The following is a 12496-nucleotide window of genomic DNA, read 5'->3' as shown; positions in this document are numbered from 1 at the left end:
TGGATGCCGGATACTCAGTTTCCGGAGCAAAACATGCAGTTTGAATGCCGGATACTCAGTTTCCGGGGCAAATTCAAGAAAATCCGCGGTATTTGAATACAAATTTATTTCACATGCAAACAAAACTGAAAATATGGACAATGAGCTTCGCCGCTTGCGGCGCTCTTCAGGCTCAACAAAAGCCGAACATCATCTATATCCTTGCCGATGATCTGGGATATGGCGATTTAGGTTGCTATGGACAAACAAAAATTGAAACACCTCATATCGACCAATTGGCACGCGACGGCCTTCGTTTTACGCAACATTACTCCGGCTCACCGGTTTCGGCTCCTTCGCGATGCGTACTCCTGACAGGAAAACACAGCGGACACGCCTACATCAGAGGAAACGATGAAATGGGTGAACGAGGCGACGTCTGGAGCCACGAGGCGATGCTCGCCGATTCTACGCTCGAAGGCCAGCGCCCGCTACCGACAGGGACTGTGACCCTCCCCAAGCTGCTGAAAAAAGCGGGATACATGACAGCCATGATTGGTAAATGGGGCTTGGGATATCCGGGGTCCGAAGGTACGCCCAACAAAATGGGATTTGACTTTTTTTACGGATATAATTGTCAACGTCAGGCTCATACGTATTACCCGCCGTTTCTTTACCGAAACGAGCATCGCGAATATCTACAGAATAAACTCTTACCGCCTCATACGCTGCTCGATGAAGGTGCCGATCCGATGCTCGAATCAAGTTACGATAAATATACCCAACAAGCGTATGCGCCCGATTTAATGTGGAAGGAAATATGCTCTTTCATAGAGGAAAATAAAACGCGGCCGTTTTTCCTGATGTGGACGACACCCGTACCTCACGTGCCCCTGCAAGCACCCCGCAAATGGATTGACTATTACGTGAAAAAATTCGGAGACGAAGAACCTTATTCAGGCAAGTCCGGATACTTTCCGGCACGTTATCCCAGAGCCGCGTATGCCGCAATGATCAGCTATCTCGACGAGCAAATCGGCGAATTAATTGCCGAACTGAAACGACAGGGAATTTATGAAAACACGCTCATCCTATTTACCAGCGATAACGGCCCATCCTTCAACGGAGGAACCGATTCGCCCTGGTTCGACAGCGCACATCCGTTTAAAAGCGAACAGGGATGGGGAAAAACGTCGCTGCGAGAAGGCGGTATCCGTGTGCCGATGATTGCAACATGGGAAGGGAAAATCAAAGCCGGAACAACGTCCGATCATATTTCCGCCTTTTGGGATGTGATGCCCACATTAGCCGAGATAGCAGGTGAGAAGCTCTCTGAAACAGACGGTATCAGTTTTCTGCCTGCTTTATTAGGCAAGAAGCAGAAAAAGCACGATTACCTGTATTGGGAGTTTCCTGAAAACGAAGGGTGCAAAGCGATTCGGATGGGAAAATGGAAAGGGTACATCGGCGACATAAAGAAGGGAAACCGCAGCATGGAATTATACGATTTAAAGACCGATCCTTACGAACAACGGAACATGGCTGCAAAATATCCGCGCATCGTCAAAGCGCTTTACGAGAAAATGAATGAAGCACATCGTGAGCCGGAAATAAAGAAGTTTAACATGGAGTGAGTCTTCCCCTGCCCCTGACTGAGACGGCAGGAAGATTCACTCCATGATGCTTTTAAGCCTCTTCCGCCGTGCAAGTCGGTTTCATCACTACGCCCAGACCTTGGCGACCGTCTATTTTGATCGTTATCGGACGGTCAAAATGGACGAGCCGCAAATACTCCGTTTCCCGTACAGCCGGTTGCGCATTCAGAAACGCTTCATCGAAGGTTCCTCCTCCGAATGAAGGATGAATCGTAAAATAGCCCGCGCCGCACGACGTCAGATTCTGGAAGAAGTGCGTTCCCTGACTCGGATCGATCCGGTAATGATCGAGGCTGCATTCCACAATAACGCGCGCATAGCTGATGTGCGACCATTTCACCGGAATGCCCAGCCACGAGTCATGACTCCCCCACCGGCCGGGACCAACGAGCACATAATAACGGCCTCGCTCGGAAAATTCGCGGTTGATAGCCTCGATTTCCGCTGCGATCGTTTGCGTTCGGGACGCATCGAACGCGGCGCTCTTTACGTACAATACATCTTGCACATCGTTCGAGATGCCGTGTCCCAGTGAGTTGGACGACCATAGAATCGTATCCTCCGGTGCCACGCGATTCAAGTCTTCGTCAATCATTTCTTTCTGATCCACAATCGGGCGGATCTGCAGAAAATAAAACGAAGCACGGTCACGCTTCTGGGGATGAATGTTCACCGCAAACTCGATCTCGACCGGACGTCCCATCTCTTTTTGACCGATTTGCAACAACGTGTCGAGCGTCTTGGCAAGCGGAAACATGTCATGTTGCAGAATATTGGCGAACGACAAAATCTTTCGTCCGCCGGGATAATAACCATCACGGATGATATGATCGTGAGGTTCGTACGTCGACGTAATAAATTTCAACGCCCCGTCCTCATCGGCATCTTTGACCCCCAGACGGATCAGATTGAACGAGTCGTCGACCGAAAAGCGGGTCGGCATATTCTTCATATCCAATGCCAGAAAACGCGTCTGCGTCTCCTTCAAGGCAAATTCGGTCGTGCTCATCTGCAGGATATTGCGAGGATGACGCGGCGAGAAACGCAGCGTAGCCCCTCCATCGACAATATATTTGCCCAGTCCCAACGCAATATTGGCAATACCGTCTTCGGCCTTCTCCTTGCCGATGGGATAAAAGTTCAGCGAACGTGCCACCCCGCTGATCAGCGGATACAGACGGTCGTTAAACTGCACCCCGACCACTTCCTGAAGCACGACAGCCATCTTCTCCTGATCGATCAGGTTACTCGTAGCCGTCATATACGCCTTGCTGTCGCGATAAAAGACAGAGGCATAAACGCCTTTGACGGCGTCACTCACCGCTCGCAGCATCTCCTTCTTGTCGTCCATATTGGGGACCATATACGTCGAATACACCCCGGCGAACGGCTGGTAATGGGCATCTTCGAGCAGACTCGACGAGCGCACGGCTATCGGGCGCTTCACGACATCGAAGAAAGCCATCATATCGTCGACCAGCCGTTGCGGAAGTTCTGCCTCCAAGAAACGGCTGAGGATATCCTCGTCACTGATATTGCTCAAAGCAATCGGATACAAACGGTTCGTCTCCATAAATTCATCGAAGATATCGGTACAGAGCACAACCGTTTTAGGAATTTTGACCGAGAAGTTTTCCTGCTCCAGCATCGGGTAGCGCTTGATCATCGCTCCGATAAAAGCCAGTCCGCGCCCCTTGCCGCCCAGCGAGCCTTCACCGATACGCGCAAAGTTGCTGTATTCGTCAAATCGTTCTTTTTGATAAACGGCCACAACACCGGAGTTTTTCATCTGCCGGTACTGTACGATCACATCGAAAATAAGTTGCCGGGCATCGTTCAAGTCCGTGCACATATTCACGTCGATCTGCTTCAGCAGCTCGGCCGGCGGGAACATCGCCCGCGAATAGAAGAAACGCGAAAAATGATTGCGTGAGAGATGATACCGGAGCGAATGTTCCGGAATATGGAAGATCTGATGCTGTAATCCTTTCAGATCTTTGATACGCATGATCTCCTCTTTGGTTTCAGGCTCCAAGATGACGAAATCGCCGAAACCGAAACGTCTCGTAATCTTTTCCCGCAAATCCTGCGGATAGCTCTTAGAGTTCTTATCGATAAACGAAGCGCCCAGTTTCCGGGCGTATTCGAGATTGCTCGACTCGGACGATTCCATGATGATCGGCGTCACCGGCCCGGTTTCGCGCACATATTGCCCGAAACGGTATCCTGCCAGCGCGTCTTTCTTTCCTTCACGCGTAAAACTCATATCGGAAACTATGCCCAAAATATGTTCGCGATACTGATCGTAAATCTCTACGGCCTCTTCATACGTGCGTGCCAGCTTGATCTTCGGTCGTCCGCGCATCCGAAGCGTTCGCTGGTGATCATTCAAAGCCTCTTTGGCAAACTCCTGGCTCTGCTCCAGCACAAACTTGTAGAGATGCGGCAGCGCCGAAGAGTAAAAACGTATCGAATCTTCGACCAGCAAAATGATTTGCACGCCCACACTGGCCGTATCGTCCGGAGCATTCATTGCATCTTCAATCAATTTGATGATGGCTAAAAGCAAATCCGAGTTGCCCAACCAGCTGAAAACGTAATCGATCGCACTTAAATCCTCGTTGGCGACACGCCTCGACACCTCTTTCGAGAACGGTGTCAAGACGACAATCGGGATGGACGGATACTGCTGCTTGATCTCTTTGGGTGCAGCGAAGATATCGGCATCCGTCATGTTAGGCATGAAGATGATCAACTCGAAAGAACGATTGGCCAGCTCCTGCAAAGCCTCCGCTTCGGTCGCCACCTGCGTAAACCGCGGTGGATATCGCAAGCTTAGCGACATATACTCGTTAAAAATCTGTTCATCTACCCGTCCGTCGTCTTCGAGCATGAACGTATCGTATTCCGTTGCAATCAGCAATACATTATATATACGCTTATTCATCAAATTGGCAAACGAAACATCTTTGAACGCAACTTTTTGAAAGTCCTTTATTTTACTCATACAATCTGGTTTCCCGGCCTATTTCGGGATAATCCGCCAAAATTAAAGAAAAATATTTGGTATACCGTAAAAACTCCTTACATTTGTGGACTTTTAAAAATAAAAAAAACATGAAGACCGAAGAAATCTTATTATCATTGGAAGCCAAGCATCCCGGAGAGAAGGAGTATTTGCAGGCTGTCAAAGAAGTGCTTATTTCGATCGAAGATGTGTACAACGAACATCCCGAATTTGAAAAAGCGAAAATTATCGAACGTTTAGTAGAACCGGATCGTATCTTCACCTTCCGTGTACCCTGGGTCGACGATCAGGGCGAAGTCCATGTGAACCTCGGTTACCGCGTACAATTTAACAATGCCATTGGCCCGTATAAGGGCGGACTGCGTTTCCATCCGTCGGTAAACCTTTCCATCCTGAAGTTCCTCGGTTTCGAGCAGACCTTCAAAAACGCGTTGACCACACTGCCCATGGGAGGCGGCAAAGGAGGAGCAGACTTTGCTTTCCGCGGACGAAGCGATGCGGAAGTCATGCGCTTCTGTCAATCATTTATGCTGGAGCTCTGGCGCAACATCGGCCCGGATACGGATGTTCCGGCAGGTGATATCGGTGTTGGAGCACGTGAAGTGGGCTATCTCTATGGCATGTATAAAAAATTAGCTCGTGAAAATACGGGAACGATGACCGGTAAAGGCATGGAATTCGGAGGATCGATCCTGCGTCCCGAAGCAACCGGTTTCGGTGGACTTTATTTCGTACATCAAATGTTACGTGAGCACGGACACGATATTCAAGGCAAAACAGTTGCAATTTCCGGCTTCGGAAACGTAGCTTGGGGTGCTGCTACCAAAGCGACCGAGTTGGGAGCCAAGGTGGTGACGATCTCCGGCCCTGACGGCTATATCTACGATCCGACAGGCATCTCCGGCAAGAAGATTGACTATATGCTCGAACTGCGTGCATCGGGTAACGACATCGTCGCTCCTTATGCCGACGAATTCAAGGAAGCCACCTTCTTCGCAGGCAAACGTCCTTGGGAGCAGAAGGTTGATATCGCGCTGCCGTGTGCTACACAGAACGAATTAGGTGCTGAAGACGCACGTACGCTGATCGACAACAATACGCTATGCGTGGCCGAGATTTCGAACATGGGTTGTACGGCCGAAGCAGTCGACTTGTTCGTACACAACAACCGTCTGTTTGCTCCGGGTAAGGCCGTGAACGCAGGTGGTGTGGCCACATCGGGGCTGGAAATGACGCAGAACGCGATGCATATCTCATGGCCGGCATCGGAAGTAGACGAGAAACTGCATCAGATTATGAGCAGCATTCACGAACAGTGTGTGCTTCACGGTCGCGAAGGCAAATACATCAACTACGTGAAAGGAGCGAATATTGCAGGGTTTATGAAAGTAGCCCGGGCAATGATGGCGCAAGGCGTAGTATAAATATTCACATCCGGCGATTGCGGCGGAAAAAGAAGCAACACCGCTTATTTTCCCCGCACCTTGCCGGGATTTTTAGCAATGAAATCTTTCCAACCGGTGTATGCTCTTTCGGGCATGGGCCGGTTGGTTTGTAAATAGTGACAATAGGCCGCGGCCAATCCATCGGTTGCGTCTAACTGCGGTAGCATATGTTCGTCGGGGATACGGAGGATATGCTGTAACATGCCGGCCACCTGTTCTTTCGCCGCTTGTCCGTTGCCGGTGATGGCCATCTTGATTTTCAACGGCGCATACTCGAATATCGGCACATCACGATTTAATGCTGCGGCAATGGCAGCGCCCTGCGCACGTCCCAGTTTCAACATACTTTGTATATTCTTTCCAAAGAAAGGCGCTTCGATCGCCATCTCGTCGGGATGATATTGGTCGATCAGCGAGATGACACGTTCATAAATGCGGCGCAGACGTACATAGTGATCTTCATAACGGTCTAATTTCAAAACGCCCATCGTTTCAAGAGATGCCTTACGTCCGTTGATGGAAAGTACGCCATATCCCATCACGATCGTCCCCGGATCGATACCGAGGATGATACGTTCTGCTGCCGACACCTCCTCTCCCTTCATGTTAGCTCCAACTCTTCCAATAAGGTTGAAAACCCGGCCATCTCCTCTCCGAATCGGGCGATAAGTTCCTGATGTAAAACCGTCCCCTCGTCGCACATCCAGGCTTGTAACGTTTTTTCATCGCTTACTCCGAACTGTACCGACACACTGACTCCTTCCGCTCCTTCCACCTCATGGACGACTCGTTGTAGACGGGGTGATCGGAGTAGCCCGCTACGTATTGCGGCAGGGATGTAAACCGTCCGTAAATAAGCAAGCCCTTCTTCATATTTCTTATGCGAGAGATGAAATGTCGTATAAAAAACAAGCATAGTCCGTAAAATTCCCGTCAAAGGTAGCGCTATTATTGAAAAAAACGTTACCTTTGCCACGAAATAATTCGAGGGGTATTAGCTCATCTGGCTAGAGCGCGACACTGGCAGTGTCGAGGTGAGCGGTTCGAGTCCGCTATACTCCACTTTGGAGGGGAAGAAGCATATTCTTCCTTTTTTTATTCCCTGACTTGGGCGAAATATTTCCTCCGTGCTTCTCGTGCGTCGTCAAGCCTCCGTATGTTTTATGAGAACGGTGTATGAGTTTTAAACAGTTTGAATTAGGAATATCTGAATGTGTGAGTCTCCCGCTTCTTACGAAAAAGGACATAAATTCTCGTTGAAAAAAACTTTATGTACCCTATTGTGATAGGAAGGCAACAGTCCTCAACTCAACATCAGCCTTATGCTTTGTATGTTAGATCACACAAACAAAATATGTAGAATAATATTGCATATATGATATTTTTTTGGAAAAATATTTTCTTCTCTCATAATTAACCTCTACTTTTGCCGTGAAGTATTAACACTTCCGATTTGCAAATCAGTTAAATTTTTTATATAAAAAGGACATGAAAACAAAATTACTTGGGATTCTTGCTCTCTTTCTGGGGGTAGTTTATACTGCACAGGCGCAGTTCCGCATCGGAACGACGGACTACCCGACACTGAGCGCGGCCGTGGCTGCCGTCCCCGCAACGGGAATCCCCACTACCATCGAAGCCACAACGAATCACAGTATGACGACGGCTGTAACCGTAAACAGCGGCCAGCACATCGTGTTGAAAAGCGCGGAAGGTATCTTTACGCTCAAACGCAGCGCAGCACTCCTGACGCATCTGATCATCGTACAAAACAATGCCACCCTTATCATGGAGAACATTGTACTGGACGGAGGAGCCATCTGGGATAATCAGGAATTAACCGTACATGCAGATACAACCCGTATAAATAGCGGGCTTATTGCAGAAAGGCCTCTTATCCTTGTGAATGAGGGTGCTACACTGACACTAAACGAAGGTACGGTATTACAAAATAACCACAACACCGGTTCGGGCGATTGTGCCGGCATACGAAACTCCGGAAAGTTAACGCTCAACAACGGCTCTATGATCCGGTTATGCTCTTATTATACATCCGGCCCACTCTCAGGAACGGTCGCAGGCGGTATTTGTAGCATCAGACCCAACTCCATCGTTATAATGAATGGCAATTCGACCATCGCAGGATGTATGTCGAAATCAAGAGACAATGACGCCGGAGGCATCTTCAGTGGGCATGGATCAGAAGTAGTGATGAACGACAATGCGTCCATCTACGGATGTTACTCTACAAATGGAGGAGGAGGCATCACACAACGAGAAAGGAAACTGATCATGAATGGGAGTGCATCTATTCATCACTGCGCCGCAAACAATGGGGGCGGCTTTTTGGGCTATACCAACGCAACGATCGAAATGAACGGGAACTCGGCCATACATGATAACGAAGCGTTTCAGCTCGGAGGCGGAATCAGTTTATTCAGTAATAGCGCAAGTGGAGGTGCAAGTTCTAAACTTTTTATGAGCAACAATGCTGCCATATACAACAATAAATCAAGAAAAGCAGCTGGAGGAGTTGCCAATCGGGGAGGATGGATTTATATGAACAATAATGCCTCTATCCACCATAATGAGTCTGAAACGTTTGGTGGAGGTGTCGCCCTCTCAGGAACACCGACCGCTCAAGGGTATCTGTATATGAATGGGGGACGCATTAATCATAACGCAGCGAAAACAACACAGGGAGGTATTGCCATGGCATCACACGCAACTCTACACCTCAGAGGCGGAGAAATCAGTTATAATACAGCGGAAAGAGGCAGTGGAGGAGTCCATGCTTCCGGTCTGACCGATACCATCCGTATATCTGGCGGACGAATTGCCTACAATAAAGCTCCGACAGCTGCCGGTATCGGTTTAAATAATCAGGCTGTGCTTTATATGACCGGTGGAGAGATCAGCGGAAATCAAGCCTTAAACAAAGGAGGAGGAATCTATATCGGATCACATGCCACAAATCCTCCGATCGTAAACATCCTCAGAAGCGCAGCGATAAACAACAACAAAGCACCTGTGGGCAACGGCATATTCATGGCAGCCGACAAGAACGGCGGACCGGCCTCGGTGTTTAATCTCGGAGGGACAGCGCTTATAACGGATGAAATCTTTTTGGAGAAAGACACCTTAAATCCTGCACCTGACGGCGATCCGCTGCGCAATAAGTTTATTACGCTCATCAGTGAACCCGAACGGAAGTTTAAAGTCAGTACGGACCTGCAGCGTGACGCTCCTTACGGACGAATCATTGTCGTGCCCGGTACAGCAACCATAGATGGTACTACTTATACGCTGGCCGATGCTTCTTCTTATACCGACAAATTCACACATCCGATAAAATCCGTAGCAGCAGGACTTCCTACTACTCCTACAGCACAGAAGCTGATTCTGGGATGCTACGAGCCGGATAAGATTACAATTCTCCGTACACCTTTGGGCAAACCGGCTAAGATCAATGTACCGCAGACTTTCGCCGTCAAAAACGCTTCATCCTCCATCTCCGGATATACGTGGACATTCGCAGAAGGAACACCGGCCTCATCAACGGCTGCTACGCCGAGTGTGACATGGACAACCATTGGCCAAAAACAGATTGAACTGAAAATCTCTGAAAAGGGCGTCAGCTATGCTCCGGGCGACACAATGCGGTGCGAAATGGTCGCGAAAAGAAAGATCGCCGTGCAAGGAAGAACGATCGACTTCTTCGTGAATAAACGATCCACGTCCGGACAACAGACCGGCCTTTCATGGGAAGACGCGTTTCTGAACCTCGATACGGCTCTGGCTGCCGCCGGCAAAGGTGACCGAATATGGGTTGCCAAAGGGGTGTATACGCCTTCTCGCGGATCGTATGTGATGGCCTACGACAGTGTGGAGGTATACGGCGGATTTGCAGGAACAGAGTCTGCCCTTGAGGAGCGTAAGCCGGTGGATCACCCGACAACGTTGCAGGGAAAAGACTCATCCGTGATCCGGATTAACGGAAACCTCTCATATCCCGAAGGCGGGTGTGGCGTCAGCCGCGGAGCACGCTGGGATGGCTTTATCATCACCGGTGGAATCGCCAAAAAGGGCGCCGGCATCCTTAACGATAACGGATCGCCCACGATAGCCAACTGTATCATCCGGGGCAACGCGGCCACACACGAAGGCGGCGGTGTATATACGCTTTCACGTGGCACATGTGCAGCCGGTAGCCCGCTGTTCATGAATACGGAGATCAGCGGGAACACAGCTCGACGCGGAGCAGGGCTCTATAACGAAGGTGGAAAAACGGAGTTACTGAATGTAACCGTCTCCGGAAATCATGCCACCGAATCCGGAGCCGGTATGTATAACGCTCAAACCACCGGTGTCAAAGTCATAAATACAATTATTTATGATAATCGTACGAAGGCTGAGGAGATGTTACCCAATATCGTGAATATGGGTATTGGTACGGAATACCGTTTCTGCCTGATCCAAGGGGCGAATCTTCCAAACGCATGGAGCTTATTGGGAACAAATGTAGAGGGAAATATCTCCGAAAATCCGGATTTTGTTAAATCCGGATTTAACACGAACGGTTCGATGGTAGCAGGCGACTACCGCCTGAGAGACGCACGCAGTGTGGCTTACGATGCAGGCTGGAACTCTCCGGTTATCAAGGCCGGTTTATCGAAAGATTTGGCCGGACGTGACCGTATCTACGATAGCCGGGTGGATATCGGAGCCTACGAATTTATTCCGATTAATATGCCTCCCATTCAACTGAATCATAGCATTACCATAAACGAATGCGATCATGCGAAAACGAAACCGGGCAAAGGCATTCATGCCGTAATCTCAAAGCAGGATTTTACGATGACCATTACCCCGGACGAAGGATATACCCTCGAAGAATTGGTAATCACAACAGGTTCCAAATGGCAGGACAAAGAAGGCGGTATGAAGAAAACAATGAATGCCGACGGTAGCATGACCGTGATCTTCCGCTATGTCACAGAATCGCTGAATGTTCAGTTCTCCGGTGTTAAACCGACCGCGACGCAGTTGGTAGAAGCAAGTACAGCCGTATGGGCCGGCAAAGACGCGATACACGTACGCACCGATCGGGCGGCCATGGTACAAATCTACACCGTAATGGGCACGCTTTCTCATCGCCAGCAGATATCGGCCGGCGAAATGACAATCCCAATGGCAAGAGGATTATATATCGTCAAGATAGATGATCTGGTTCAGAAGGTCGTTGTCAGATAAAACAGAGCTATAAAAATACGGTGTCACGGAAAGGCAGAAGATCGATGTCTTTTCCGTGACACCGTTTATTAAGAGAAATCCGTAATGAAAAAAAACAACTCTGACGTATATCAATCAGCTGAAGGCAGACGACTGCTTCACAACCTCTATCGCAAACATCTGCTGGCATTGGATGTTCCCTTGTCGGAGCAGATGGTGGAAACAAATTTCGGCGATACCCACGTAATGCACTACGGCTCTCCGTCCGGTATCCCTGTCTTATGCTTCTGTGGAGCATGGATCACGAATCCCTTAGGGATGCGTCCTTTTATCGAAGGGCTTGATTTAACACGCTTACGTCTCGTTGTGCCCGATGTGCCCGGAGGTCTCGGATTTAGCGCCGAACGGCGTCTTCATGCCTCGAAAGGCGAATACGGACAGTGGGCTTTTCAGGTGATGGATACGCTCGGGATGCGGGAATGTTCCGTCTTAGGCTACTCTTTCGGTGCCCCTCTCGCGTTACAGCTTTGTCGGGAAGCTCTGCTGTGCGTCCGGCGGCTTCTCCTCGTTCAGCCGGCAGGCATTACAAAGGGGGCTTCGTCAAAAGTCGAGAAGCTGATGCGTCTCTCAGGCAAAGAAGAAACGCAACTCACACAAGAGTTACTAAAAAAGAGCTTAACGCCGATGCTTTCGTTCGAACACGACGAATTGATCGAAATGACGAAGATGCTCTTTCTGCATGCGAAAGTCACTAAAGGAGACTGGAAAGAGCTCCGGAAAAAGGACCTGAATAAATTCCGTGCTCCCGTAGGCCTGATCGCCGATCCATCCGACGATTTGTTTCCCGGCGAAGAAATCGTCAAAAAAGCCCGCAAGCTCATCCCCTTCCTCGAAATGTCAAACCTCACACATCTCGGATGTCATTACGGACTGTTTAAAAACGATACACAAACACAAGAAGTCATGCAGTCCATAAACGACTTTCTGCTACGGGGCGCGTAGCAAGACAAAAAAACATTCCGCCCGGAAATGGTGGAGGTCGCAATGCTTTGACCATTAGTCAATGGACAGTTTTTTCCCGGTTTCAGCCTTTTGACTATTAGTCAATGACCGACTTTTTTCGTTTTCGAGGCTTTGACTTATAGTCAATGGACGAT

The 12496-nt window shown here is 49.2% G+C and carries 7 protein-coding genes and 1 tRNA gene; 5 read left to right on the top strand and 3 right to left on the bottom strand.

Features of this window, described 5'->3' with window-relative positions:
• Positions 1-113: 113 nt before the first annotated feature.
• Positions 114-1613, top strand: a complete 1500-nt coding sequence (locus tag Q4A89_RS10660; RefSeq protein ID WP_303185441.1) for an arylsulfatase — start codon at positions 114-116, stop codon at positions 1611-1613.
• A 52-nt stretch (positions 1614-1665) separates the two neighbouring features.
• Here the strand turns inward: Q4A89_RS10660 and Q4A89_RS10655 are convergent, their stop codons facing one another.
• Complete coding sequence (locus Q4A89_RS10655) at positions 1666-4641, bottom strand: PEP/pyruvate-binding domain-containing protein (protein ID WP_303185440.1); 2976 nt, start codon at positions 4639-4641, stop codon at positions 1666-1668.
• Positions 4642-4751: 110 nt separating this feature from the next.
• Here Q4A89_RS10655 and gdhA point away from each other — a divergent pair, with 110 nt between their 5' ends.
• On the top strand, positions 4752-6086 hold the full coding sequence (gene gdhA, locus Q4A89_RS10650) for an NADP-specific glutamate dehydrogenase (RefSeq protein WP_303185438.1): 1335 nt from the start codon (positions 4752-4754) through the stop codon (positions 6084-6086).
• A gap of 44 nt (positions 6087-6130) precedes the next feature.
• On the opposite strand, the gene ruvC is transcribed toward gdhA, so the two are convergent.
• On the bottom strand, positions 6131-6712 hold the full coding sequence (gene ruvC, locus Q4A89_RS10645) for a crossover junction endodeoxyribonuclease RuvC (RefSeq protein WP_303185436.1): 582 nt from the start codon (positions 6710-6712) through the stop codon (positions 6131-6133).
• A complete protein-coding gene (locus Q4A89_RS10640) occupies positions 6709-7023 on the bottom strand; it encodes a DUF4286 family protein (RefSeq protein ID WP_303185435.1) in 315 nt (104 codons plus the stop codon). The genes ruvC and Q4A89_RS10640 overlap by 4 nt, the downstream gene beginning before the upstream one ends.
• A 72-nt stretch (positions 7024-7095) precedes the next feature.
• On the opposite strand from Q4A89_RS10640, the gene Q4A89_RS10635 reads away from it, so the two are divergent.
• The 3 genes from Q4A89_RS10635 (at position 7096) to Q4A89_RS10625 (ending at position 12341) form a co-directional block, all read left to right on the top strand.
• Positions 7096-7169 (top strand) — tRNA-Ala (locus Q4A89_RS10635).
• A 426-nt stretch (positions 7170-7595) separates the two neighbouring features.
• On the top strand, positions 7596-11360 hold the full coding sequence (locus Q4A89_RS10630) for a hypothetical protein (protein ID WP_303185434.1): 3765 nt from the start codon (positions 7596-7598) through the stop codon (positions 11358-11360).
• Between the two features lie 84 nt (positions 11361-11444).
• Positions 11445-12341 (top strand): alpha/beta fold hydrolase, encoded by an 897-nt coding sequence (locus tag Q4A89_RS10625; protein ID WP_303185432.1) that lies wholly within the window; start codon positions 11445-11447, stop codon positions 12339-12341.
• Positions 12342-12496 lie beyond the last annotated feature (155 nt).

Origin of the sequence: Tannerella sp. (assembly GCF_030528505.1) — a bacterium.
Taxonomy (GTDB): Bacteria; Bacteroidota; Bacteroidia; order Bacteroidales; family Tannerellaceae; genus Tannerella.
The sequence above is the reverse complement of the archived record's forward strand: the minus strand, read 5'-3'. Positions and strand labels throughout refer to the sequence as shown.

Excerpts from the sequence above, each read along its gene's own strand:
- Q4A89_RS10660 (WP_303185441.1), top strand. The coding sequence starts at position 114 with ATGCAAACAAAACTGAAAATATGGACAATGAGCTTCGCCGCTTGCGGC.
- Q4A89_RS10655 (WP_303185440.1), bottom strand. The coding sequence starts at position 4,641 with ATGAGTAAAATAAAGGACTTTCAAAAAGTTGCGTTCAAAGATGTTTCG.
- gdhA (WP_303185438.1), top strand. The coding sequence starts at position 4,752 with ATGAAGACCGAAGAAATCTTATTATCATTGGAAGCCAAGCATCCCGGA.
- ruvC (WP_303185436.1), bottom strand. The coding sequence starts at position 6,712 with ATGAAGGGAGAGGAGGTGTCGGCAGCAGAACGTATCATCCTCGGTATC.
- Q4A89_RS10640 (WP_303185435.1), bottom strand. The coding sequence starts at position 7,023 with ATGCTTGTTTTTTATACGACATTTCATCTCTCGCATAAGAAATATGAA.
- Q4A89_RS10630 (WP_303185434.1), top strand. The coding sequence starts at position 7,596 with ATGAAAACAAAATTACTTGGGATTCTTGCTCTCTTTCTGGGGGTAGTT.
- Q4A89_RS10625 (WP_303185432.1), top strand. The coding sequence starts at position 11,445 with ATGAAAAAAAACAACTCTGACGTATATCAATCAGCTGAAGGCAGACGA.